21 protein-coding genes are annotated in these 24,921 nt (G+C 71.8%); 10 read left to right on the forward strand and 11 right to left on the reverse strand.

Annotated elements, in window-relative coordinates; all coding sequences use genetic code 11:
- Positions 1-304 precede the first annotated feature (304 nt).
- Positions 305-769, reverse strand: coding sequence for an SseB family protein (locus AB0E88_RS15540; RefSeq protein ID WP_361630003.1), 465 nt, complete (start codon positions 767-769; stop codon positions 305-307).
- Positions 770-930: 161 nt separating this feature from the next.
- Here AB0E88_RS15540 and AB0E88_RS15545 point away from each other — a divergent pair, with 161 nt between their 5' ends.
- From AB0E88_RS15545 to AB0E88_RS15555, 3 genes are all read left to right on the forward strand, one after another.
- Positions 931-2,757 carry an acyl-CoA dehydrogenase gene (locus AB0E88_RS15545; RefSeq protein ID WP_361630432.1) on the forward strand — a complete coding sequence of 609 codons (1,827 nt, stop codon included), beginning with the start codon at positions 931-933 and terminating at the stop codon, positions 2,755-2,757.
- 120 nt (positions 2,758-2,877) lie between these two features.
- Complete coding sequence (locus tag AB0E88_RS15550) at positions 2,878-4,191, forward strand: M18 family aminopeptidase (RefSeq protein WP_361630006.1); 1,314 nt, start codon at positions 2,878-2,880, stop codon at positions 4,189-4,191.
- A gap of 88 nt (positions 4,192-4,279) precedes the next feature.
- Positions 4,280-4,534: a DUF6458 family protein gene (locus AB0E88_RS15555; protein WP_361630009.1), complete on the forward strand. Its 255-nt coding sequence runs from the start codon at positions 4,280-4,282 to the stop codon at positions 4,532-4,534.
- A gap of 9 nt (positions 4,535-4,543) precedes the next feature.
- On the opposite strand, the gene AB0E88_RS15560 is transcribed toward AB0E88_RS15555, so the two are convergent.
- On the reverse strand, positions 4,544-6,370 hold the full coding sequence (locus AB0E88_RS15560) for an NHL domain-containing thioredoxin family protein (protein WP_361630012.1): 1,827 nt from the start codon (positions 6,368-6,370) through the stop codon (positions 4,544-4,546).
- Between the two features lie 29 nt (positions 6,371-6,399).
- Positions 6,400-6,792, reverse strand: a complete 393-nt coding sequence (locus tag AB0E88_RS15565) for a cupin domain-containing protein (RefSeq protein ID WP_361630015.1) — start codon at positions 6,790-6,792, stop codon at positions 6,400-6,402.
- Between the two features lie 51 nt (positions 6,793-6,843).
- Between AB0E88_RS15565 and AB0E88_RS15570 the strand changes: the two genes are divergently transcribed.
- Both AB0E88_RS15570 and AB0E88_RS15575 read left to right on the forward strand, forming a co-directional pair.
- Positions 6,844-7,827 carry a helix-turn-helix domain-containing protein gene (locus AB0E88_RS15570; protein ID WP_361630018.1) on the forward strand — a complete coding sequence of 328 codons (984 nt, stop codon included), beginning with the start codon at positions 6,844-6,846 and terminating at the stop codon, positions 7,825-7,827.
- A complete protein-coding gene (locus tag AB0E88_RS15575) occupies positions 7,824-8,318 on the forward strand; it encodes an LURP-one-related family protein (RefSeq protein ID WP_361630021.1) in 495 nt (164 codons plus the stop codon). Before AB0E88_RS15570 ends, AB0E88_RS15575 begins: the two co-directional genes overlap by 4 nt.
- Before the next feature lie 484 nt (positions 8,319-8,802).
- Here the strand turns inward: AB0E88_RS15575 and AB0E88_RS15580 are convergent, their stop codons facing one another.
- The gene (locus tag AB0E88_RS15580; protein ID WP_361630024.1) at positions 8,803-9,600 is read right to left on the reverse strand and encodes a carbon-nitrogen family hydrolase; all 798 of its coding nucleotides are present in this window, start codon (positions 9,598-9,600) and stop codon (positions 8,803-8,805) included.
- A gap of 193 nt (positions 9,601-9,793) precedes the next feature.
- On the opposite strand from AB0E88_RS15580, the gene AB0E88_RS15585 reads away from it, so the two are divergent.
- Complete coding sequence (locus AB0E88_RS15585; RefSeq protein ID WP_361630027.1) at positions 9,794-10,618, forward strand: maleylpyruvate isomerase family mycothiol-dependent enzyme; 825 nt, start codon at positions 9,794-9,796, stop codon at positions 10,616-10,618.
- A gap of 13 nt (positions 10,619-10,631) precedes the next feature.
- Here AB0E88_RS15585 and AB0E88_RS15590 read toward each other — a convergent pair whose 3' ends face one another.
- Together AB0E88_RS15590 and AB0E88_RS15595 are read right to left on the reverse strand one after the other, a co-directional pair.
- Complete coding sequence (locus AB0E88_RS15590) at positions 10,632-11,939, reverse strand: MFS transporter (protein WP_361630030.1); 1,308 nt, start codon at positions 11,937-11,939, stop codon at positions 10,632-10,634.
- Positions 11,936-12,598, reverse strand: a complete 663-nt coding sequence (locus tag AB0E88_RS15595; RefSeq protein WP_361630033.1) for a GntR family transcriptional regulator — start codon at positions 12,596-12,598, stop codon at positions 11,936-11,938. Before AB0E88_RS15595 ends, AB0E88_RS15590 begins: the two co-directional genes overlap by 4 nt.
- 380 nt (positions 12,599-12,978) lie before the next feature.
- On the opposite strand from AB0E88_RS15595, the gene AB0E88_RS15600 reads away from it, so the two are divergent.
- Entirely contained in the window at positions 12,979-13,887 is a 909-nt protein-coding gene (locus AB0E88_RS15600) for a D-alanyl-D-alanine carboxypeptidase (RefSeq protein ID WP_361630036.1), read from the forward strand.
- A 208-nt stretch (positions 13,888-14,095) separates the two neighbouring features.
- On the opposite strand, the gene AB0E88_RS15605 is transcribed toward AB0E88_RS15600, so the two are convergent.
- From AB0E88_RS15605 to pdhA, 3 genes are read right to left on the reverse strand one after another with little or no spacing between them, the layout of a single operon-like run.
- Positions 14,096-15,538 carry a dihydrolipoamide acetyltransferase family protein gene (locus AB0E88_RS15605; RefSeq protein WP_361630039.1) on the reverse strand — a complete coding sequence of 481 codons (1,443 nt, stop codon included), beginning with the start codon at positions 15,536-15,538 and terminating at the stop codon, positions 14,096-14,098.
- Between the two features lie 10 nt (positions 15,539-15,548).
- Positions 15,549-16,544 (reverse strand): alpha-ketoacid dehydrogenase subunit beta, encoded by a 996-nt coding sequence (locus tag AB0E88_RS15610; protein WP_361630042.1) that lies wholly within the window; start codon positions 16,542-16,544, stop codon positions 15,549-15,551.
- Between the two features lies 1 nt (position 16,545).
- Positions 16,546-17,760, reverse strand: coding sequence for a pyruvate dehydrogenase (acetyl-transferring) E1 component subunit alpha (gene pdhA / locus AB0E88_RS15615; RefSeq protein ID WP_361630045.1), 1,215 nt, complete (start codon positions 17,758-17,760; stop codon positions 16,546-16,548).
- A 590-nt stretch (positions 17,761-18,350) separates the two neighbouring features.
- Here pdhA and AB0E88_RS15620 point away from each other — a divergent pair.
- On the forward strand, positions 18,351-19,394 hold the full coding sequence (locus AB0E88_RS15620; protein ID WP_361630048.1) for a phosphotransferase: 1,044 nt from the start codon (positions 18,351-18,353) through the stop codon (positions 19,392-19,394).
- Positions 19,395-19,509: 115 nt separating this feature from the next.
- Here AB0E88_RS15620 and AB0E88_RS15625 read toward each other — a convergent pair whose 3' ends face one another.
- Positions 19,510-21,189, reverse strand: a complete 1,680-nt coding sequence (locus AB0E88_RS15625; RefSeq protein ID WP_361630051.1) for a protein kinase — start codon at positions 21,187-21,189, stop codon at positions 19,510-19,512.
- A 339-nt stretch (positions 21,190-21,528) separates the two neighbouring features.
- Between AB0E88_RS15625 and AB0E88_RS15630 the strand changes: the two genes are divergently transcribed.
- Positions 21,529-23,184: a protein kinase gene (locus AB0E88_RS15630; protein ID WP_361630054.1), complete on the forward strand. Its 1,656-nt coding sequence runs from the start codon at positions 21,529-21,531 to the stop codon at positions 23,182-23,184.
- A gap of 122 nt (positions 23,185-23,306) precedes the next feature.
- Here AB0E88_RS15630 and AB0E88_RS15635 read toward each other — a convergent pair whose 3' ends face one another.
- Positions 23,307-23,852, reverse strand: coding sequence for a bacterial proteasome activator family protein (locus AB0E88_RS15635; protein WP_361630057.1), 546 nt, complete (start codon positions 23,850-23,852; stop codon positions 23,307-23,309).
- A 165-nt stretch (positions 23,853-24,017) separates the two neighbouring features.
- On the opposite strand from AB0E88_RS15635, the gene AB0E88_RS15640 reads away from it, so the two are divergent.
- A complete protein-coding gene (locus AB0E88_RS15640; protein ID WP_361630060.1) occupies positions 24,018-24,890 on the forward strand; it encodes a hypothetical protein in 873 nt (290 codons plus the stop codon).
- Positions 24,891-24,921: the final 31 nt, after the last annotated feature.

A 24,921-nucleotide genomic window follows, 5' to 3' on the forward strand; every position in this document is an offset into this window, starting at 1 on the left:
CCGGCGGCCCTCGCGAGCCGGCCGAACGGACGCCGCCCCACCCCCGCCCCCGCCATCACCGCAGACGCGGCGACCGCGACCGCGTCGCCGACGGCTTCGCCCTCACGACGGCCGGTTCACCGGCACCCGTGCCGGCCCGCGCGCCTCGCGGCGCAGGCGGCCGCCCCGGGCACCGCAGCAGGGGAGTACGACGGCGGTACCGCACCGCCGGCAGGCCGAGACAGGCGCCGGTCGCGGCTCCCAGCCGCCGCCGCAGGCAAACAGACGCCGGCCGCGACTCCCCGCCGACCCCCGGAGGGAACCGTCAGCCGCCGTACATCCGGCGCATCGCGAAATCGACCATCTGTTCGACCGCCTTCGCGTCGAAGACCATGCGGTGCTCGCCCTCCATGTCCAGGACGAAGCCGTAGCCGGTCGGCAGGAGGTCGATCACCTCGGCTCCGGTGATCACGAAGTACTTGGACTCCTTGCCCGCGTAGCGGCGCAGCTCCTTCAGCGAGGTGAACATCGGGATCACCGGCTGCTGCGTGTTGTGCAGCGCCAGGAAGCCCGGGGTGTCACCGCGCGGGCAGTACACCTTCGACGTGGCGAAGATCTGCTGGAAGTCCTCCGGCGCCATCTGCCCGGTGGTGAAGGCGCGCACGGCGTCGGCGAGGGACGGCGGCGACGGCTCGGGGTACAGCGGCGGCTGCTGCCCGTATCCGCCCGCCATCGGCTGCTGCGGCGGGGCGTACTGCTGCTGGGCGCCGTTCTGGTCGTAGCCGTACATGACCGTAAGCGTACTGACACCATGGCGAGGGGTGGGTCACAGATACCCGGATCGGGGTTGCGGGATATTACCGACGGGTAGCATCATCGTAGCTACTTGCTGGTACGTGTAAAGGCGCGAGGAGTCCAGTGCCTCGCCGAATCCTCAACGGAGCCGTCACCATGGGGCACTACAAGTCGAATCTCCGCGACATCGAGTTCAACCTCTTCGAAGTACTGGGGCGCGACAAGGTGTACGGCACCGGCCCGTTCGAGGAGATGGATCTCGACACCGCCAAGAGCGTCCTGGAGGAGCTGACCCGCCTCTCCGAGAACGAGCTGGCCGCGTCCTTCGCCGACGCCGACCGCAACCCGCCGGTCTTCGACCCGGAGACCAACACCGCGCCCGTCCCGGCGTCCTTCAAGAACAGCTACCAGGCGTTCATGGACTCCGAGTACTGGCGCCTCGGTCTGCCCGAGGAGATCGGCGGCACCACCTCGCCGCGCTCCCTGATCTGGGCGTACGCCGAGCTGATCCTGGGCGCCAACCCGGCCGTGTGGATGTACTCCTCGGGCCCCGCGTTCGCCGGCATCCTCTTCGAGGAGGGCAACGAGGTCCAGAAGCACATCGCCAAGGTCGCCGTCGAGAAGCAGTGGGGCTCCACCATGGTCCTCACCGAGCCGGACGCCGGCTCGGACGTGGGCGCCGGCCGCACCAAGGCCGTGCAGCAGGAGGACGGCTCCTGGCACATCGAGGGCGTGAAGCGCTTCATCACCTCCGGTGAGCACGACATGTCGGAGAACATCCTCCACTACGTGCTCGCCCGTCCCGAGGGCGCCGGCCCCGGCACCAAGGGCCTGTCCCTCTTCCTCGTCCCGAAGTACCTCTTCGACTTCGAGACCGGCGAGCTGGGCGAGCGCAACGGCGTCTACGCCACCAACGTCGAGCACAAGATGGGCCTGAAGGCCTCCAACACGTGCGAGATGACCTTCGGCGACCAGCACCCCGCCAAGGGCTGGCTGATCGGCGACAAGCACGACGGCATCCGCCAGATGTTCCGGATCATCGAGTTCGCCCGCATGATGGTCGGCACGAAGGCGATCTCCACGCTCTCCACCGGCTACCTCAACGCGCTGGAGTACGCCAAGGAGCGCGTCCAGGGCCCGGACCTGGCCAACTTCATGGACAAGACCGCGCCCAAGGTCACCATCACCCACCACCCCGACGTGCGCCGCTCGCTGATCACGCAGAAGGCGTACGCGGAGGGCATGCGCGCCCTCGTCCTCTACACCGCCTCGATCCAGGACGCCATCCAGATCAAGGAGGCCAACGGCGAGGACGCCTCGGCCGAGGAGGCGCTGAACGACCTGCTCCTGCCGATCGTCAAGGGCTACGGCTCCGAGAAGGGTTACGAGCAGCTCGCCCAGTCGCTGCAGACCTTCGGCGGCTCCGGCTTCCTCCAGGAGTACCCGATCGAGCAGTACATCCGGGACTCCAAGATCGACACCCTCTACGAGGGCACCACCGCGATCCAGGGCCAGGACTTCTTCTTCCGGAAGATCGTCCGCAACCAGGGTGCCGCGCTGAACTCCCTCGCCGAGGACATCAAGAAGTTCCTGGCGCTCGGCACCGGCGGCGAGGAGCTGGCCGGCGCCCGCGAGCACCTGGCCAAGGCCGCCGTGGAGCTGGAGGCGATCGTCGGCCTGATGCTGACCGACCTCGCCGCCACCGAGCAGGACACCAAGAACATCTACAAGGTGGGCCTGAACACCACCCGCCTGCTCATGGCCTCGGGTGACGTCGTCGTCGGCTACCTGCTGCTCAAGGGCGCCGCGATCGCCGCCGAGAAGCTGGCCACGGCCTCCGCCAAGGACAAGGCGTTCTACACCGGCAAGATCGCCGCCGCGAAGTTCTTCGCCGCCAACGTCCTGCCCGGCGTCACCTGCGCCCGCAAGGTCGCCGAGGGCGTCGACCTGGATCTGATGGAGCTGGACGAGGCCGCGTTCTAGGAACCGGCGAACACCCCGGGGACACCGCTCAGCCGGCGGGCTCCCCCTCCACACAGTCCTCACGAGGGCCTGCTCCCGCTGGACCGGGAGCGGGCCCTCGTCCGTCGTTAAGGTGAACCCATGAGCGAACCCTCACGCCCGGCCGCCGCCGCCACACCCTTCGACCGCGGCCACACCGACGACCTGATGACCTTCCTCGCGGCGAGCCCGTCGCCGTACCACGCCGTGGCCAACGCCGCCGAGCGGCTGGAGAAGGCCGGCTTCCGCCAGGTCGACGAGACGGACGCCTGGGACGGGACGAGCGGCGGCAAGTACGTGACGCGCGGCGGCGCCATCGTCGCCTGGTACGTGCCCGAGGGCGCCGCACCCCACACACCGTTCCGCATCGTCGGCGCGCACACCGACTCCCCCAACCTGCGCGTGAAGCCGCTGCCCGACGCGGGCGCCCACGGCTGGCGCCAGGTCGCGGTGGAGATCTACGGCGGCCCCCTGCTGAACTCCTGGCTCGACCGCGACCTGGGCCTGGCCGGCCGGCTCACCCTGCGCGACGGCGGCACCCGCCTGGTGAACGTGGACCGCCCGCTGCTGCGCGTCCCGCAGCTCGCGATCCACCTCGACCGATCGGTGGGCACCGAGGGCCTCAAGCTCGACAAGCAGCGGCACTCGCAGCCGATCTGGGGCCTGGGCGACGACGTCCGCGAGGGCGACCTGATCTCCTTCCTGGAGCAGGAGGCCGGCCTTCCGGGCGGCTCGGTCACCGGCTGGGACCTGATGACCCACTCCGTGGAGGCGCCCGCCTACCTCGGCCGCGACCGGGAGCTGGTGGCCGGCCCGCGCATGGACAACCTGCTGTCGGTGCACGCGGCCGTCGCGGCGCTCACCGCCGCCTCCGCCCGCGACCTGCCCTGCATCCCCGTCCTCGCCGCCTTCGACCACGAGGAGAACGGCTCGCAGTCCGACACCGGGGCCGACGGTCCGCTGCTCGGATCGGTGCTGGAGCGTTCGGTGTTCGCGCGCGGCGGGTCGTACGAGGACCGGGCGCGTGCCTTCGCAGGCACCGTCTGCCTCTCCTCCGACACCGGTCACGCGGTGCACCCCAACTACGCGGAGCGCCACGACCCCACGCACCACCCGCGTGTCAACGGCGGCCCCCTGCTCAAGGTCAACGTCAACAACCGCTATGCCACGGACGGTTCTGGCCGCGCGGTGTTCGCCGCCGCCTGTGAGAAGGCCGGCGTGCCGTTCCAGTCGTTCGTCTCCAACAACTCCATGCCGTGCGGCACCACCATCGGCCCCATCACGGCGGCCCGGCACGGCATCCGCACCGTCGACATCGGCGTGGCGATCCTCTCCATGCACAGCGCGCGGGAGTTGTGCGGCGCCGACGACCCGTATCTGCTGGCCAACGCGCTGGTCGCGTTCCTGGAGAGCTAGGAACGCCCGTCGCCCGCATGGGGGTTGACAACCGGGGTACCCGACTGTCCGGGCCGGAAAGACCGGACCGGACAGGGAGGCGACACTCATGGGCCTCGGCGGGTGCATCATCCTCATCGCCGTGGGAGCCATTCTCACGTTCGCGACCGACTGGCACATGCAGGGGGTCAACCTCGACCTGGTCGGCATCATCCTGATGATCGTCGGACTGATCGGTGTGTCGACCTTCAGCAGCATCGCGCGCCGCCGGCGCGTCATGGTGCCGCCGACGACGACCACGGTCGTCGAGGAGGAACGACACCACCACACGCGCGACGGCTACAGCGACGGCTTCGGCGTCTGACCCGTACGCCTACCGCTCCTGCTCGTCCATCCCGGCGAGCACCAGCGGCAGCCGGTCGGCGCCGCCCTCGGTGAGGCGGACCGGAACGCCCCAGTCCTGCTGGTGGACATGGCAGGCCGGGTACGGGTTCGCCGGGTCGTCGTCGCAGGACGCGGCCATCGCGGAGACGTGCAGGACGCCCTGCTCGACGGCGGGGTTCAGGGCGAGGGTGCGGGACAGGTCGGTTCCCGCGCCCTCGCCCTCCAGCAGCAGCTCGGGCGGGGTGGCGGAGACCAGCAGCCGGGTGGACGGGCCGTACCGAATGTCCAGCTTCTGCCCAGGCGGCGCCTGGAAGACGACGTCCAGCCGGAGCGCGCCGGGCGCGACCTCGGTGGCCTGGCGCCGGGTGCGGTGGGCCACGGCCTCCACCCGGACCGCTTCCTCCGGCAGCCGCAGCCGGGTCAGCCGGTGCCGGGCGGACTCCACCACCACGATGTCGTCGCCGGCCAGGACCGCGTCACTCGGCTCCCGCAGATCCGTGGCCAGCGTCGTGACCTCCCCGGTCGCGGGGTCGTAGCGGCGCAGCGCGTGGTTGTAGGTGTCGCAGACGGCGACCGAGCCGTCGGGCAGCGCGGTGACCCCGAGCGGGTGCTGCAACAGCGCCTGGCCGGCGGCGCCGTCGCGGTGGCCGAAGTCGAACAGACCGGTGCCGACGGCTGTGTGCACACTGCCGTCGGGCTCCACCCAGCGCAGCGCGCTCGTCTCGGAGTCGGCCAGCCACAGCCGCTCGGGCGTGGCCGCCAGCCCGGACGGCTGAGCGAACCAGGCCTCGGCGGCGGACCCGTCGACGAGTCCCTCATTGGTCGTGCCGGCGGTGACGGTCACCGACCGCGTCGCCGGGTCGTAGGCCCACAGCTGGTGCACCCCGGCCATGGCGATCCACACCCGGTCCTGCCACCAGGCAACGTCCCACGGCGACGACAGATCGACCTCCCGCGCGGGGCCCGCGGTGGGCGCGCCCTGCATCCACTGCCGCCCGGTCCCGGCGAGCGTGGTGACCTCACCGCTCGCGGGGTCGTAGCGGCGCAGGGCGTGATTGACCGTGTCGGCGACGACCACGGACCCGTCGTCGAGGAGCGCCAGCCCCTGCGGCTCGTTGAAGGCGGCTCGGTCGGGGCCGCCGTCGGTGAAGCCGCGCACACCGGACCCGATCCGCCGCACCACGCTCTCCCCGTCGGCCCGAAGCTCCACGAGCTGATGCCGGGTGGTGTCGCTGACCAGGAGGTTCCCGGACGGCAGCAGCACCGCCTTGCCCGGGAACCGCAGGGTGGTCGGCTCCGGCTCCGGCGGCACGTACGGCCCCTCGCCGCGCCGCAGGGTGCCCTTGGCCGCGTGCTCGGCCTCCAGTTCCGTCACCAGCCGCTCGATGGCGTGCACATGCCCCTCACCGGCGTGCTGCGCGACGACGTATCCCTCCGGGTCGATCACCACGAGCGTCGGCCACGCCCGCACCGCGTACTGCTTCCACGTGGCGAGCTCGGGGTCGTCCAGCACGGGATGCTCCACGCCGTACCGCTCGACGGCGTCCACGACGGCCCCGTGCTCGGCCTCGTGCACGAACTTCGGCGAGTGGACCCCGATCACGACGACGGTGTCCTGATGCTTGGCCTCCAGCTCCCGCAGCTCGTCGAGGACGTGCAGGCAGTTGATGCAGCAAAACGTCCAGAAGTCGAGCACGACGATACGTCCGCGCAGGTCGGCGAGGGCGTACTGGCGACCGCCGGTGTTCAGCCAGCCACCCTTGCCGACCAGCTCGGGGGCACGGACTCGGACGCGACGGGATGCGGAGCGGCTCATGGACCAAGGGTGCCACCCGCCTGTGACAGTCAGCCGAGCGCGTGGCCCGTCGTCGCGTCCACATGGGCCGGTACCTCGTCGTGGCGGTCGCCGACCGTGAGGGTGCCCGAGGGCTCGAGGAGCAGGATCTCCGCCGGGCCGGGGGCGTACGGCTTGTGTTCCGTGCCGCGCGGGACCGTGAAGAGCGAGCCCTGCGGCAGGACCACCGTGCGTTCCCCGGACGGCTCGCGCAGGCCGATGTGCAGTTCGCCGGAGAGGACCAGGAAGAACTCGTCGGTGTGCTCGTGGACGTGCCAGACGTGCTCGCCCTCCACCTTGGCGACGCGGACGTCGTAGTCGTTGACGGTGGTGACGATGCGCGGGCTCCACCGCTCGGTGAAGGAGGCGAGGGCGGTGGCCAGGGAGATCGGTTCGCTGCTCATGGCGTCATCCTGCGGCCGGCCGGCGGGGCGCGCGAGTGCTAGGAATCGCACATGCCGCAAGAATCCTCGCACCGTGTCGTCCTGATCGTGGACGAGAACTCCAACCCCTTCGAGATGAGCTGCGCCATCGAGGTGTTCGGCCTGCGCCGCCCGGAACTCGGCCGCGAGCTGTACGACTTCCGGCTGTGCGCGGACACGCCCGCGACCCGGATGCGGGACGGGTTCTTCACCCTCAGCGGTGTCGCGGGGCTGGAGGCCGCCGAGGAGGCGGACACGCTGATCGTGCCGAACCGCCCGGACACCGACACCCCGCGCTCCCCGCGCGTACTGGACGCGGTGCGTCGGGCGCACGCGCGGGGCACCCGCCTCATCGGCTTCTGCTCCGGCGCGTTCACGCTCGCGGAGGCCGGACTGCTCGACGGCCGCCGGGCGGCCTGCCACTGGATGTGGGCCCAGTCGTTCCGGGACCGGTTCCCCGAGGTACGGCTCGAACCGGACGTGCTGTTCGTGGACGACGGCGACATCCTCACCGCCTCCGGCAGCGCGTCGGCCCTCGATCTCGGCCTGCACGTGGTCCGGCGCGACCACGGCGCGGAGATCGCCAACCACGTCTCCCGGCGCCTGGTGTTCGCCGCCCACCGCGACGGCGGCCAGCGCCAGTTCGTGGAACGTCCCGTGCCCGCGGTGGCGGACGTGTCCCTCGCCCCCGTGCTGGCCTGGGCGCAGGAACGGATCGGTGAGCCGCTCACGGTCGCCGACCTCGCGGCACGCGCGCGTGTCAGCCCCGCCACCCTGCACCGCCGCTTCCGCAGCCAGCTCGGCACGACACCGCTGGCCTGGCTCACGGCCGAGCGCGTCACCCTGGCCCGGCGGCTGATCGAACGCGGTGAGGAACGGCTGGACGTGGTCGCCGCCCGCAGCGGACTCGGGACCGCAGCCAACCTGCGGGCGCGGCTGCGGCGCGAGACCGGACTCAGCCCGTCGGCCTACCGGCGGCGTTTCTCGGGGGTCGCCGGGGAAGCGCTCAGAGCATGAGATTCCTCGTGTACGACCGGCTCCTCGGCATCGGTGACGACTACTGGATCGAGGACAACCGCGGCAGCAAGGTCTTCCTCGTCGACGGCAAGGCCATGCGCCTGCGGGACACCTGGGAACTGAAGGACACCCAGGGGCGGGTCCTGATCGACATCCACCAGAAGATGTTCGCCCTGCGCGACACGATGGTGATCGAGCGGGCCGGCGAACCCCTGGCGACGATCAAACGCCGACGGCTGTCCCTGCTGCGCAACCACTACCGGGTGTCCCTGGCCGACGGCACGGAGCTGGACGTCAGCGGCAAGATCCTGGACCGGGAGTTCGCCGTGGAGTACGACGGCGAACTGCTGGCCGTGATCTCCCGGCGCTGGCTCACCGTCCGCGACACCTACGGCATCGACGTCATCCGCGACGACGCGGACCCGGCGCTGCTCATCGCGATCGCGGTGTGCGTGATCCACCTGGCGGAGAAGGAACGCGAGGACGACTGAGACGGCCTACGGCGGACGCCGGGGGGCGGGCGAGGGGCTGGCGGGGGCCGGTCCGTGCCGGGCCGGGGTTCGCTCCGGGGGCCGCCGTGCCGGGCTGCGACTGACCCGCCGGGCTGCGGCTGACGTGCCGGTGCCGTGCTCCCGGGGCCGCCGGCCGGCGCCGGGGATGGGGGTCGGCGCCGTACGCCGACGGCGGCCGGTCGGCGCCAGGGCGGCGCGGCGGCGCCGTATGCCGGCGGTGGGCCGGCCGACGCCAAGGCCGCGTGGCGCGACCGTACGCCGGTCGTGGGCCGGTGCCGGCGCCGAGGGCTGCGTGCAGGCGCCGTACGCCGGGGGCGGGCCGATGCCGGGGGCGAGGCTGCGTGCAGGCGCAGGGGCCGAGCGTCGGCGCCGTACGCCGACGGTGGGCCTGGGCCCGGCGTGCCGGGACCGGCGCTGGGCCGGTGCGGGGTCGGCACCGCCGTGCCGTCGTGCCGCCGCGGCGCTAGTGCCGTGGCGGCTCCAGCCCCAGCACCCGGTCCTTCAGCGCCGGGAACTGCTCACGGGTCGTGGCGACCTTCGCCGGGTCGAACTCCACCGTGAGGACCTCCTCCCCGGCGCCCGCCTCGGCGAGGACCTCCCCCCACGGATCGACCACGATCGAGTGACCCGCCTGCGGAACTCCCGCGTGCGTCCCGGCCGTTCCACAGGCGAGCACGAACGCCTGGTTCTCCACCGCCCGCGCCTGAGCCAGCAGCGTCCAGTGCGCCCGGCGGCGCTCCGGCCAGCCCGCCGGGATCACCAGGGTCTCGGCGCCCGCGTCGACGAGACCGCGGAAGAGTTCGGGGAAACGGAGGTCGTAACAGGTGCCCACACCAAGCGTCGTCCACGGCAGACGCACCGTCACCAGCTCACGCCCCGCGCCCATGAGCACCGCCTCGCCCTTGTCGAAGCCGAAGCGGTGGATCTTGCGGTAGGCGGCGGCGAGGTCACCGGAGGGGGAGAAGACGAGGGAGGTGTTGTAAAGGGGACCGTCGGGGTCCCGCTCGGGGATCGAGCCGGCGTGCAGCCACACCCCCGCGTCGCTCGCGGCCTTGGCCATCGCCTCGAAGGTCGGACCCTCGAGCGGCTCGGCCTCGGTGCCGAACTCCTCGTAGGCGAAGGCCCCGCACGTCCACAGCTCCGGCAGGACGACGAGGTCCGCGGAACCGGCCTGTTCCCGCACCAGGGAGGCGGCCCGCAGCCGCCGTTCCGCCACCGATTCGCCCTCGTTCACGGCGATCTGGATCAAAGAGGCGCGCACACTACCACCGTCCTGGCAAACGGGCCGCCCACGCGGGCGGCCACACGGCCTACGATCGTCACGAGAAAGCACTGCCGGGGTGCCTCGGAGCAGCGTAACTTAGCCATTCCAGACACCGCCGAGTGCAGCCGCCTCCCACTGGCACCGCCGCCACCACCTGCCCGTGTACCGACCGCCGAGGGGTCCCGTTTCCGTGAGTCTGCATCCCACTCTCCAGCCCTACGCCGATGCCTGGACCCACTCCATCGAGGCGATATCCGAGCTGGTGCAGCCGCTGGCGGACGCCGACTGGAACCGTCGTACCCCCTGCCCGGGCTGGTCGGTGCGCGACATCGTGTCGCACGTCATCGGCCTGGACTGCGAGATGCTCGGCGATCCCCGCCCCATCCACACGCTCCCGCGCGACCTGTTCCACGTCACCAACGACCATCAGCGCTACATGGAGATGCAGGTCGACGTCCGCCGCCACCACACGGCGCCGGAGATGACCGCCGAGCTGGAGTACACGGTCATCCGGCGCAACCGTCAGCTGCGCAACGACTCCCGCGACCCCGGCACCAAGGTGCGCGGCCCCCTCGGCGCCGAGCTCACGCTGGAGGAGTCGATGCGGCGGCACGCCTTCGACGTGTGGGTGCACGAGCAGGACCTGCGCACGGCCCTCGGCCGCCCCGGCAACCTGGACTCCCCGGGCGCGTACGTCGCGCGCGACATGCTGCTGGACGCGCTGCCGCAGGTCGTCGCCGAGCGCGCCCAGGCACCGCGCAGCTCGGCGGTCGTCTTCGACGTGCACGGCCCGGTCGAGTTCCTGCGCACGATCCGCGTCGACATCCAGGGCCGCGGCAGCCTGGAGAGCACCCCCGCCCTCGGCCCCGCCGCCACCCTCACCCTCGACTGGGAGACCTACGTCCGTGTGGCGTGCGGCCGCGTGCACCCGGACTCGGCGTCGGACCGCATCAAGACGGAGGGCGACCTGGACCTGGCGGCGGAGATCCTGCGCAACTTCGCGGTGACGCCCTGAGGGGGCACAACCCTCACGCCGGCACGTGCACCGTCTCCACCCGGCTCGCCACCAACCGCTCCCGCTCCCTGCGTGCCGCGCGCCTGCGCAGCCGCAGGATCTGTGAGACGCCGAGTGCCTGGAGCACGAACACGGCCGAGAAGGCCACGGTGTAGTCGTCGCCGGTGGCGTCCAGCAGCACGCCCACCGCGAACAGGGTCGTCATGGAGGCCACGAAACCCCCCATGTTGGTGATCCCGGAGGCCGTGCCCTGCCGTTCCGGCGGGTTCGCGGGCCGGGCGAAGTCGAAGCCGATCATCGACGCCGGCCCGCACGCCCCGAGCACCGCGCACAGCACGATCAGCAGCCACATCGGGGCGTGCGCGCCGGGGTAGGCGAGCGTGGCGGCCCACAGCAGCGCCGTCGTCCCGACGGTGCCCAGCGCCAGCGGCAGCCGCGCCTCGTGGTGCCGGGCGACGATCTGGCCGTAGACCAGGCCGATGACCATGTTGGACAGCACGACGAGGGTGAGCAGTTCGCCGGCCGTGGCGCGGCTGAGCCCCTGGTCCTCGACGAGGAACGGCAGCCCCCACAGCAGCAGGAACACCATCGCCGGGAACTGGGTCGTGAAGTGCACCCACAGCCCCAGCCGGGTTCCCGGCTCCCGCCAGGACGCGGCTATCTGGCGCCGCACATAGGCCGCGCCCTGGTGCGCCGGCGGCTCCGGCTCGAAGCCCTCCGGGTGGTCCTTCAGGAAGAGCAGCAGCAGGACGAAGACGACGACACCGGCGATCGCGCTGCCCCCGAACGCGGCGTTCCAGCCGATGCCGTGCAGCAGCCGCGCCAGCACCAGCGTGGAGACGAGGTTGCCGGCCATGCCCACCAGACCGGCGAGCTGCGCGACCAGCGGTCCGCGCCGGGCGGGGAACCAGCGTCCGCCGAGCCGCAGCACGCTGATGAACGTCATCGCGTCGCCGCAGCCCAGCAGCGCCCGCGAGGCGAGCGCCATGCCGTACGACGGCAGGAAGGCGAAGCCGAGCTGCCCGATCGTGAACAGCACGACCCCGAGACCCAGCACCTTCTTGGTGCCGAGCCGGTCCACGAGCAGGCCGACGGGTATCTGCATGCCGGCGTAGACGAGCAGCTGGAGGATGGAGAAGGTGGACAGTGCGGAGGCGCCCACGTGGAAGCGCTCGACGGCGTCGAGGCCGGCCACCCCCAGGGACGTACGGAAGATGACGGCGACGAAGTAGACGGCGACGCCGATGGACCAGACGGCGATCGCGCGCCGTCCGCCCGGCGGATCACCCGGCAGGGCGGTGGAGGAGGACGCGGAGCTCATCGGACCTCCCCCCGGGCCAGGTGGGAGAACCAGCCCACGTGCCGGTGGACGACGCCCACGGCCTGCTCCGCGTCTCCGGAGCGCAGCGCGGCGAGGATCTCCTCGTGCTCGGCGAGGGTCTTGGCGATCCGGTCGGGGTGGGAGTGCATGACGGCTACCCCCATCCGCAGCTGCCGGTCCCGGAGCTGGTCGTACAGGCGCGACAGGATCTCGTTCCCGCCGCTGCGGACGATCTCGGCGTGGAAGCAGCGGTCGGTGACGGCCGCGGCGGCGAAGTCGCCGGCGGCGGCCTGCGCCTTCTGCTTCGCGAGCAGCTGCTCCAGCCGCTCGATGAGCCCCGGCGGGGCGGGCACGGCCTTGCGGGCCGCGTGCTCCTCGACCAGCAGCCGCGTCTCGACGACATCGGCGATCTCCTGGGCGGAGACCGGCAGGACGAGGGCTCCCTTCTTCGGGTAGAGCCTGATCAGCCCCTCCACCTCGAGCCGCAGCAGCGCCTCGCGCACCGGGGTGCGGGAGACCCCGACGGCCTCGGCGAGCTCCCCCTCGGTGAGGAGGGTGCCGCCTTCGTAGCGGCGGTCCAGGACGCCCTGCTTGACATGGGCGTAGACGCGGTCGGCGGCGGGTGGTTGCTTCACGGGTGCGGACGGGGCGGATGGCATGCCGACAGGATAGATACATCACGTACGCAATCGGCACCCCGTTCCAGCATCCGGACGGGAGCACGCTCCCCCTCCACCGGCTCCCCCTCCGCGGACTCCCTCCACCAGCTCCCCCTCCGCCGGCTCCCTCCACCGGCTCCCCCTCCGCCGGCTCCCTCCGCCGGCTCCCTCCGCCGGCTCCCTCCGCCGGCTCCCCCTCCGCCGGCTCCCCCTCCGCCGGTTCCCCCTTCCGCCGCCCCGGAAGAGTGACGAACCGAACTACCCCCGAACCGTGTACAACCATCGGCGCCAGGTACGCGTCATACCCGTGCGGCCTCACCTGCTTTCCCCTCAACAGGCCGTTCCCTAAGGGGCATTCACACATAATCGGGGTATCTCAGTTGATTACCGCCATTTCCGGCATCAAGGGCACCCGGCTCCGTCGTGCCGCCGCGGTCACCGTCACCGCCGGCGCCCTGCTCACCACCGGCGCCCTCACCGCGGCCCCCGCGCAGGCCGTCACCACGCCGTCCATCGCCGCCAAGGGCGGCTACGTGATGAACAACGGCACCGGCAAGGACCTGTACAACAAGGCAGCGGACACCCGGCGTTCCACCGGCTCGACGACGAAGATCATGACCGCGAAGGTCGTGCTCTCGCAGCCGAACCTCAACCTGGACGCCAAGGTCACCATCCAGAAGGCGTACAGCGACTACGTCGTCTCCAAGAACGCCTCGCAGGCCCACCTGATCGTCGGCGACAAGGTCACCGTCCGTCAGCTGCTCTACGGGCTGATGCTGCCCTCCGGCTGCGACGCCGCCTACGCGCTGGCCGACAAGTTCGGCACCGGCACCACCCGCGACGCACGCGTGAAGTCCTTCATCGGCAAGATGAACGCCAACGCCAAGAGCCTCGGCCTGAAGAACACCCACTTCGACTCCTTCGACGGCATCGGCAACGGCGGCAACTACTCGACGCCGCGCGACCTCACGAAGATCGCCTCCAGCGCGATGAAGAACGCCAACTTCCGCGCGATCGTGAAGACGAAGTCCTACACCGCGAAGACCATCACCAAGACGGGCAGCACCCGCACGATGGGCGCGTGGACCAACACCAACACGCTGCTGAGCAGCTACAGCGGCACCATCGGCGTCAAGACCGGTTCCGGCAAGGAGGCCGGCTACTGCCTGGTCTTCGCCGCGACCCGGGGCGGCAAGACCGTCATCGGCACGGTCCTGGCCTCGACGAACGCCTCGGTCCGCGCATCGGACGCGACGAAGCTCCTGAACTACGGCTTCTCGAAGGCCTGACACCCCAGCACGCCGCACACCTGACGGGCCCGCCGCACCCAGCGGCGGGCCCGTCGCCCGTCCGTCCCGCCTCCATCCGGCCGGCGGGGGACCCAGGGCGGGGCGCCGCCGTACGTGCTCGACCGGCGCTGAGAAAAAGAAGGGCGGTCGCACGACGAACGTGCGACCGCCTTTCCCGTGACCCCGGCCTGCCCGCCGGAGACGGCTGTCACGCCCAGGTGATCAGCCGCTTCGGCTGTTCCAGGATCGCCGCCACGTCGGCCAGGACCTTGGAGCCCAACTCGCCGTCCACCAGGCGGTGGTCGAAGCTGAGCGCCAGCGTGGTGACCTGGCGCGGCTTGACCTTGCCCTTGTGGACCCACGGCTGGAGCTTGATCGCGCCGACCGCGAGGATCGCCGACTCGCCGGGGTTGAGGATCGGCGTGCCGGTGTCGACGCCGAAGACGCCGACGTTGGTGATCGTCACCGTGCCGCCCTGCATCGCCGCCGGGGACGTCTTGCCCTCGCGGGCCGTCGTCACCAGGTCGCTCAGCGCGTCGGACAGCTCCGGCAGCGTCTTGGCGTGGGCGTCCTTGATGTTGGGGACGATCAGGCCGCGCGGGGTGGCCGCCGCGATGCCGAGGTTGACGTAGTGCTTGACCACGATCTCCTGGGCCGCCTCGTCCCAGGACGCGTTGATGTCCGGGTTGCGGCGGATGGCGATCAGCAGCGCCTTGGCGATCAGCAGGAGGGGGTTCACACGGCGGCCGGCGAACTCCTTGTCCTGCTTCAGCTCCTCGACCAGCTTCATGGTGCGGGTCACGTCGATCGTCACGAACTCCGTGACGTGCGGCGCCGTGAACGCCGAGCCGACCATCGCCGCGGCCGTCGCCTTGCGGACACCCTTGACGGGGATACGGGTCTCGCGGCCCGTGTCGTACGACACCGGAGCGGCCGCAGCGGCAGGGGCGGCCGTCCTGGCGGGCTCGGGCGCCGGTTCCGTGGCCGGTTCCGTGACCTGCTGCGGGGCCGCCGCCGCGTGGACGTCCTCGCGGGTGATGACGCCGTCCGGGCCGCTCGGGGTGACCGTCGCGAGGTCGACGCCGAGGTCCTTGGCGAGCTTGCGCACCGGCGGCTTGGCCAGCGGACGCGGCCGGTCCACGACGTCCACGGGGGCGGCGTCGTCACGGCCGTGGCCGTTCAGCTCCGCCTGGACCGCCGCCGCGGCGGGCTCCGGCGCGGTGGCCGGGGCCTTGCGCGGGCGGCGCTTCGTGGAGGAGGTCGCCACGCCGTAGCCGACCAGGACCGGCTGGCGCCCCGAGCCGACGGGCTGCGCGCCCTGCGGCTCCTCGGCCTTCGGAGCCTCGGCCGCCGGGGCCTCGGGCTGCGGTGCCTGCTCGACCGGTGCGCCGCCGGCGACGTCGACCGTGATGATCGCCGTGCCCACGTCGACCGTGGTGCCCTCGGGGAAGCGCAGCTCGCGGACCACGCCGTCGTAGGGGATGGGCAGTTCGACGGCCGCCTTGGCGGTCTCGACCTCGCACACCACCTGGCCGTCGGTGACCGTGTCGCCCGGCTGGACGTACCACTTGAGGATCTCGGCCTCGGTGAGTCCCTCGCCCACGTCGGGCATCTTGAACTCGCGTACGGACCCTTCAGTCATCGTCGTCACGACCCTCTCCTCAGTACGCCAGGGCACGGTCGACGGCGTCGAGCACCCGGTCCAGGTCCGGCAGATACTCCTCCTCCAGGCGGGCCGGCGGGTACGGGGCGTGGTAACCGCCCACGCGCAGCACCGGCGCCTCCAGGTGGTAGAAGCAGCGCTCCGTGATCCGGGCGGCGATCTCCGCGCCGGAGCCGAAGAACACCGGCGCCTCGTGGACGACGACCAGGCGGCGGGTCTTCTCCACCGAGGCCTGGATGGTGTCGAAGTCCAGCGGGGAGACCGAGCGCAGGTCCAGGACCTCCAGGCTGCGGCCCTCCTCGGCGGCCGCGTCGGCGACCTCCTGGCAGAGCTTCACCATTGGGCCGTAGGCGGCGAGGGTCAGGTCGGTGCCCGCGCGGACCACCTGGGCCTTGTGCAGCGGGCCGGGGATCGCCTCGGTGTTGACCTCGCCCTTGTCCCAGTAGCGCCGCTTGGGCTCGAAGAAGATCACCGGGTCGTCGCTCTGGATGGCCTGCTGCATCATCCAGTACGCGTCGGAGGCGTTGGACGGGGAGACCACCTTCAGGCCCGCCACGTGCGCGAAGAGCGACTCGGGGGACTCGGAGTGGTGCTCCACGGCGCCGATGCCGCCGCCGTAGGGGATGCGGATGACGACCGGGAGCTTGACCTTGCCCAGCGAGCGGGCGTGCATCTTCGCCAGCTGGGTGACGATCTGGTCGTACGCCGGGAAGACGAAGCCGTCGAACTGGATCTCCACTACCGGGCGGTACCCGCGCAGGGCCAGGCCGATGGCCGTGCCGACGATGCCGGACTCGGCGAGCGGGGTGTCGATGACACGGTCGTCACCGAAGTCCTTCTGCAGGCCGTCCGTCACCCGGAAGACGCCGCCGAGCTTGCCGACGTCCTCGCCCATGATGAGGACCTTGGGGTCGGCTTCCAGGGCGCGGCGCAGCGACTCGGTGATCGCCTTGGCCAGGGCCATGTTCTTGAAGGGCGCAGCCTCCGGTGCCATGTCAGACCCCCTCTGCGTCCGTGAACGACGCCTGGTAGGCGGCGAACTGGGCGCGTTCCTCGTCGACGAGCGCGTGCCCGTCCGCGTACACGTTCTCGAAGATGGCGAAGTGGTCCGGGTCCACCATGGCGCGGACCGCTTCGCGCACTCGTTTGCCCAACGCTTCGCTCTCGGCCTCGAGTTCCGCGAAGAATCCCTCGTCCGCGTGGTTCGAGGCCTCCAGGTAGCGGCGAAGGCGAAGGATCGGGTCCTTGGCCTCCCAGGCGAGCCGCTCCTCGTCACCGCGGTAGCGGGTGGGGTCGTCGGAGGTGGTGTGGGCGCCCATGCGGTAGGTCCACGCCTCGATCAGCGCCGGGCCCTCGCCGCGCCGGGCGCGCTCCAGCGCCCACCGGGTGACGGCGAGGGAGGCCAGCACGTCGTTGCCGTCGACGCGCACGCCCGGGAAGCCGAAGCCCTGGGCGCGCTGGTAGAGGGGCACGCGGGTCTGCTTCTCGTTGGACTCGGAGATCGCCCACTGGTTGTTCTGGCAGAAGAACACGACCGGCGCGTTGTAGACGGCGGCGAAGTTGAACGCCTCGCTCACGTCGCCCTGGCTGGAGGCGCCGTCACCGAAGTAGGCGATGACCGCGCTGTCCGCGCCGTCCTTGGCGATGCCCATGGCGTAGCCGGTGGCGTGCAGCGCCTGGGAGCCGATGACGATCGTGTAGAGGTGGAAGTTGTTGCCGTTGGGGTCCCAGCCGCCGTTGTTCACGCCGCGGAACATGCCGAGGAGGTTGGTCGGGTCGACGCCGCGGCACCAGGCGACGCCGTGCTCGCGGTAGGTCGGGAAGACGTAGTCGTCCTCGCGGGTGGCGCGGCCGGAGCCGATCTGGGCGGCCTCCTGGCCGAGCAGCGAGGCCCACAGGCCCAGCTCGCCCTGGCGCTGCAGGGAGGTGGCCTCGGCGTCGAAGCGGCGGGTGAGCACCATGTCGCGGTAGAGGCCGCGCAGCTCCTCGGGGGTGATGCCGGCGACGTAGGCGTCGTACTCGGCGTTCTTGACCCGCTTGCCCTCGGGCGTGAGCAGCTGTACGAGCTCGGGCTCGGCGCTCTTCGCGGCGCGGGTGGTGCGGGTGGCGCGCTTGGTACCGGTGGTGCCGGCCGTCTTGCTGCCGTCGGTCCCGGCCTTGCTTGCGGCGCTGCGTCGCGGCTTGCGCGGGGCAGTGCTCTCCACGGTCACGTGTGCTCCTCCGTCGGTCCGGCCCCCGGGGTTGCCAGTGGGCCTGAAGGTCCCCCCTGCTCGATAGAGCTCGGGGGAGGCTCACCTGATCCGACCACCGGGCACGGGGTGGGTGCCACTCGGCCGGGAACAGGCGTGACAGGTGCCCCGGCGAGCGCCCTGCAACAATCACGTTACCCAGTGCTCCACATTTCTGTGAAACCCCTCCTGACCTGCGTTTTTACTCGGATTTCCAAGTATTTTTGATAGGAGGTCCGAGTACTGCGCGTGGTTTTCGGGGATGCCGCTGGTCACGGCCGTGCAGGGGGCCGGAACAGGGGGCACGTTATCCCGGCCACCCCCGGCTCGGGAAGAGCCTGCGGGTGACGGCACCCTCGGCGGGATTCGGCGAGATTCGGCAGATTCGGCGAGATTATGCGGGAGCTTGTTCCGGACCCGCGGTGGCCTTACGCCCATTTCGGCGCGGTGACACCTTTCAGCCCCGCCCTCCTCACTCCCCCGGACCACTTCCGGTACACCCTGCGACCGGAAATGACTGTCTGTGACAACGCCCAGCTCACGGCCTCGATTCCTGCCCTAGCATCGGGCGCGTGCCGCGCCCGTGTGTACCACCCCCCGCGCCCCCAGCGCCCCCGTTACGCGCCCTGCTGAGCCGCTACGCCGCCGGTTCCGCACTCGCCTGCGAGCCGGTCGCCCAGGGCCTGCTGAACCGCGGCTACCACCTGTGCACCACCCGCGGCCGCTACTTCCTCAAGCACCACTCCGACCCCGACACCGCCGACCCGGCCGCGATCGAGCGCCGGCACCGCGCCACCCAGCGCCTGGCCGACCTCGGGGTCCCCGTCGTCCCGCCGCTGGCCGGCCGCGACGGCCGGACCGTCGCCGTGATCGGCGGGCACGCCTACGCCCTGCACCCGTGGATCGACGGCCGCCACCGCCACGGCGGCCAGCTCACCCGGGCCGAGTCCGCGCGTCTGGGCGCCCTCCTGGGCGCCGTGCACGCCTGCCTGGAGCGCGTGATGCCCCCCAAGGGACGCACTCGCCCCTCCGCGAGCCCCCACCCCGTGGAGAGCGCCGACCCGGCGGCCACGTTCACCCTGATCGACGAGCTCCTCGCGCGCGTGCGCCGCCACCGCCCCGCCGACTCCTTCGACGAGCTGGCCCGCCACCGCCTGCTGGAGCGCCGCGAGCTGCTGCAGCGGCACGCCGACCGGCGCCCTCCGCGCGGCGGCCCGGTGGGCTGGGTGCACGGCGACTTCCACCCGTTCAACCTGCTCTACCGCGACAAGGCGCCCGCCGCGATCGTCGACTGGGACCGCCTCGGCGTGCAGCCGCGCGCCGAGGAGGCCGTACGCGCCGCCGTGATCTTCTTCGTCCAGCCGGGGGGCACCCTGCATCTGCCCAAGGTGCGCGCCTACGCACGCGCGTACCGGCGCGCCACCGGGGCCACGCCCTCCGAACTGGCGGCGGCCGTGCACCGGGTGTGGTGGGAGCGGCTGAACGACTTCTGGATGCTGCGCTGGCACTACGAGCGCGACGACCGGCGCGCGGACCCGCAGTTCCCGGCGGCGTCCGCGCTCGTGGTGTGGTGGACGCGGCGCTACGACGCGGTGTGCGACGCGTTCACGCAGTGAGCCGCCACCGCGTCCCGCCGCGCACGGACACGGGCGCCTGACGCCCCGTGGAGACAGCACGCGCGCGTGGCGCCCCGAGGGAGCTTCACGCGCGCGTGGCGAAGGCGACGGGGCGTCAGGGGGTGGTGCCGCTGCCCCCGACGGTCACGCCGGTCGTCGTCCCGCTGCCGGTCGTCGTCCCGCCGTTGTTCGTCGTACCGCTGCCGGTCGTCGTGCCGCCGTTGTTCGTCGTCCCGCCGTCCGTCGTGCTTCCGCCGTCCGTCGTGCCGCCGTCGGTGGTGCCGCCGTCCGTGGTGCCGCCGTTGCCCGTGCCGCCGTCCGTCGGGTTCGAGGACTGGGTACCGGAGTCGGTCGGCTCGTCGGAGGGCGGATTGCTGTTCTGCTGCGACGGCGTGTACGACGGGGTGTACGACGGCTGGTTCCACGAGCCGCCGCCCGAACCGGTGTTGTCGTCCGACGTCCCGCCCGAGCCGTCGTCGGTCGTCTCGTCGCTCGGCGACGGGGTGGGGCTCTCCTGCGTCTGGGACCGGGAGACGCTCGGCGACGGGGTGGTGTCCGGGTTGCCGCCCTTGGTGCCCGTGCCCTTGACGGCCAGCGCCACACCCGCGGCGATCGCGATCACCGCGAGCACCGCGAGGACCCACAGCTTCCCGCGGCCGCTGCCCTTGTTGCCGTGCCCCTCGAAACCGCCGTCGTCGCCGCTGCCGTACCCGGTGGGCAGGATCGGCTGCGGGATCTGCGCGGTACCGGGGCCGTGGTCGCCGGGGTGCGCCATGACGGCCGTGTGCGCGAAACCGCCCGCCGGGGTGTGCCGGCCGTCGTGCACCGCCACCGGGCCGGTGTTCCAGGTGCCGGTGTGGCCGCCCTGGTCGTACAGCATCTGCAGCGCGTACTGGACCAGGCCGCGCATCTCCTCGGCCGTCTGGAAGCGGTCGTCGGGCTCCTTGGCCAGCGACCGCATCACCAGGCCGTCCAGCTCCGGCGGGCAGCCGTCGGACGCCTCGGACGGCGGCGTGGGAATGTCCTGCACGTGCTGGTAGACCACCGACAGCGGGGTCTCGCCGGTGAACGGCGGCCGCAGCGAGAGCAGTTCGTACAGCAGGCAGCCCACCGCGTACAGGTCGGAGCGGTGGTCGACGGCCTTGCCGAGCGCCTGCTCCGGCGACAGGTACTGCGGGGTGCCCATCACCATGCCGGTCTGCGTCATCGTCGTCGACGCGCCGTGCAGGGCGCGGGCGATGCCGAAGTCCATCACCTTCACGGCACCGTTGTCGGTGATGATGACGTTGGCCGGCTTGATGTCGCGGTGCACGATGCCGTGCTGGTGCGAGTAGGCGAGCGCCTCCAGCACCCCGGAGACGATGATGAGCGCCTGCTCCGGGCCCGGCGCCTCGGCGTTGAGCAGCAGGTCGCGGATCGTACGACCCTCGACCAGCTCCATGACGATGTACGGCACGCTCTGGCCGCCGACGACGTCCTCGCCGGAGTCGTACACGGCGACGATGGCGTGGTGGTTGAGACCGGCCACCGACTGCGCCTCACGCGTGAAGCGGGCCTTGGACACCGGGTCCTCGGCCAGGTCGGCGCGCAGCAGCTTGACCGCGACGGTGCGCCCGAGGCGTACGTCCTCGGCCGCGAACACCTCCGCCATGCCGCCCCGGCCGAGCCGGTGCGTCAGCCGGTACCGGCCGTCGCCGACAAGCCCGCCGTTGCCCCAGTTCTCCGGCGCGTCCGACATACCGCCGCCAGTCGCCTCGGGGTCGGACGGGCCCTGAGCGCGCTGCTGCTGTGCCATCAGTCCTCGCCGTCGTTTCTGCCCGCGGTGCGCGCGGTGTTGTTACGGTCTCCGTCGGCCACGCTACAGCCTCGGCGCAAGGCGCCGGTCCCGGATGGGCGTGCTGACCGGTACGAGACGGACCGGCCATCAAACCCCGCATCCCTCCGCTCGTGCAAATTCTGTGTACCGGCCGTACGGCGCCTGTAACGCTTCCGCGACGCTTCTTTCGCGTACGGTCACGGAACGGGCACCGAGCTTGACGTGTCAGTGCCCTGGGGCAGACTTGGCCGGGAATAGCACAGTGGATCAACGAACATCCGAGATCGTCGGCGCCGAAAGGGCTGTGGGGGACGCGAGATGAGCCAGGACGGCGCACAGGGCCGCTATGCGGGGCAGGCGCTCGCGAACGGCCGGTACCAGCTGCGCGATCTGCTCGGCGAGGGCGGCATGGCGTCGGTGCACCTGGCCTACGACGCCGTGCTCGACCGGCAGGTCGCGATCAAGACACTGCACACCGAACTGGGCCGCGAACAGGCCTTCCGTGAGCGCTTCCGCCGTGAGGCCCAGGCCGTGGCGAAGCTCACGCACACCAACATCGTCTCGGTCTTCGACACCGGCGAGGACGATCTGGGCGGCGCGACGATGCCGTACATCGTCATGGAGTACGTCGAGGGCCGCCCGCTCGGCTCGGTGCTCGCCGACGACATCCACCAGCACGGCGCGATGCCCGCCGACAAGGCGCTGAAGATCACCGCCGATGTGCTCGCGGCGCTGGAGATCAGCCACGAGATGGGGCTGGTCCACCGCGACATCAAGCCCGGCAACGTGATGATGACCAAGCGCGGCGTGGTCAAGGTGATGGACTTCGGCATCGCACGCGCGATGCAGTCCGGTGTCACCTCGATGACGCAGACCGGCATGGTCGTCGGCACCCCGCAGTACCTCTCGCCCGAGCAGGCCCTGGGCCGCGGCGTGGACGCGCGCAGCGACCTGTACTCGGTCGGCATCATGCTGTTCCAGCTGGTCACCGGGCGACTGCCGTTCGACGCGGATTCGCCGCTCGCGATCGCGTACGCGCACGTGCAGGAGGAGCCGCCGCTGGCCTCCTCGATCAACCGCGCCCTGCCGCCGGCCGTCGACGCGCTGATCACGCGGGCGCTGAAGAAGAACCCGAACGAGCGGTTCCCGACGGCCGAGTCCATGCGCGACGAGTGCCTGCGCGTGGCGGCGTCCTTCCAGGCGGCCCCGCCGAGCATCGTCCCGGGCACCCAGACGCAGAGCGGATCGGGCGTCGGCTCCGCGGTGTTCCCGCCGCTCGACCAGAGCGCGCCGGCCCCGCACGGCAGCGTCCAGACGCCGTACCAGCCGGCCCCGGCACCGAACCCCACGCCGGTCCCGAACCCGTACGGCACCCCGTCGCCTGCCACGCCCGCCCCCGCGTACGGCTACCCGCAGCAGGGCGGCTACCAGACGCCGTACGCGGCGCAGCCGCCGGCCGCGTCGACGCCGCCGCCGTACAACATCACGCCGCAGACCTCGGCCCCGTCGGGCGGGGGCGGCAAAAGCAACAAGCCGGTGATCATCGGTTCGGTCGTCGTCGCCCTGCTCGCCGTCGGCGGCCTCCTCGTCGCCCTGCTGGCCAACCAGGGCAACGACGACAACCAGGGCCAGGACGGCGGGACGACCCCGACGGCGTCCGCATCCGCGTCCAAGGCGGCCGGCTACCTGGGCCCGGACCTCACGCGCACGGTCAAGAAGGACGAGTGCACCGAGCCGCAGAAGTCGTGGAACGACGAGACCAAGATCGAGCTCCCCGACTTCCGGTACAAGAACATCGACTCGGTGAAGGCCTGTGCGCAGGCCGCCGGCTGGAAGCTCGACATCAAGAAGGTCGACGAGAACACCTACGGCGACGGCACGGTCATGCTGCAGTTCCCCGCGCCCGGCACCGACATCGACCCGAAGAACGTCGAGGTCCAGCTGAACGTCTCCACGGGCAACCCGGCGTCGTAACGGCCCGGGGCGCGCGAGCGTACGAAGGGGGCCCGGCGGTGAACGCCGGGCCCCCTTCGTCACATCGGCGGACGGTGACTTCCGACGGCGGAGGGTGACCGTCGGCCTTGCGTCGGGCGCGCCTACAGGTACGGGCCGCCCGTGCGGCCGGCCGCGCGCAGGTCGTCCTGGCCTTCGTGCATCGCGCCCGGCGGGAGGGCGCGGCGCATCTGCTCCAGCTGGGCCCGCGCCGCCATCTGCTGGGCGAACAGGGTCGTCTGGATCCCGTGGAAGAGCCCCTCCAGCCAGCCGACCAACTGGGCCTGCGCGATACGCAGTTCCGCGTCGGTGGGGGTCACGTCGTCGGTGAACGGCAGCGAGAGCCGCTCCAGTTCCTCCACCAGCTCCGGGGCCAGACCGTCCTCCAGTTCCTTCACCGAACTGGCGTGGATCTCTTTCAGCCGGGCCCGGCTCGCCTCGTCCAGAGGAGCCACGCGCACCTCCTCGAGCAGCTGCTTGATCATGCTCCCGATGCGCATGACCTTCGCGGGCTGCTCGACCTGCTCCGTCACCGGAGTCTCGCGGGGCTCGTCGTCTGAGTCGACACCGCCGAGCGCCATGCCGTCCTGGCCCACGACCAGGATCTTCTGGGCGTTCTCCGGCGACCTATCGTTCCTCGGCATCTCCATACCGTCATTCTCTCGCACCCCTGTACCTCACCACGGTGGTGCCCCCTGCGGAGGTAGATCCACCCTTTCCGTCCGACGGGGCAATCCGGAATGCTGGGTCTGTCCGCCCGTGCCAGGCTTGTTCCATCGATCTTGGCGGCCTGTTCCCGGGAGGGGGTCACCGACGTGACTCCATGGCGGCGCGCGACACGCGCGACAAGGGTGTGCGGGGTTCTCGCGGGGGTCGCGGCGAGCACACTGGCGGGCGGGGCGGCCGCACCCGCCTCGGCGGCCGTGCCGGCGTCCACCGGCGTGCTCTCCGTGATCAGGCCCTCCCTCGGGGCCCCGGTGCCGCTCGCCGGCCCCTCCGCGCGTGAGCCTGCCCGCGAGACGGAGCCCTCCCGGGCCTCCGGCGGCTCCGAGGACTCCGCGGACGCCGGCGAGGCCGACGGCGCGGACGACGCGGACGGCTCCGCCCCCACCTCGTCGTCCGGCTCGTCGGACGACGACGCGCACGGCCCCGCCTCCTCGCACTCCTCCTCGGCGCACCCGTCGCACCATTCCCACTCCCCCGCGCGCCCGGACTCCTCCGCTCCCGCCGAGCGGCCCCCGCATTCCTCCGCCGCCCCCTTCTCCGCGCGGCCCGGCCCCTCCGCGTCCACGGATCCGTCCGCCTCCGCCTCCGCCGACGCGACCCGCCGGGCCGGAAGCCGGGCCGGAGAGGGGCGGGAGCGGCCGGGGCGCGCCCACGACCCGCTGCGGGAGAGCGCACAGGGCGAGGGGACGGGGGAGAACGAGGACGCCGGGCAGGGCGTCGACGACGACATGGCCGTGCCGCAGGAGACGTCACAGGAGGCCGGGCTGATCCCGTCGGCGTCCGCCCTGGCGCCCGCGCGGCAGTCGGCGGCACGGGCGGAGGGCCCCGTCGACCCGGTACTGCGGATCCTGCCGCTCGGCAGCGGTCTGGTCCTTGTCGGCCTGGGGCTGGCCCTCGGGCTGCTCGCCCTGCGACTGCGCCGCGATCCCCGGCTGTTCCGCCCCTGGACCGGGGGCCGCTAGATCCTTCGGTACCGCCCCTTGTCGCACCGCC

Origin of the sequence: Streptomyces sp. NPDC028635 (genome assembly GCF_040637635.1) — a bacterium.
GTDB lineage: Bacteria > Actinomycetota > Actinomycetes > Streptomycetales > Streptomycetaceae > Streptomyces.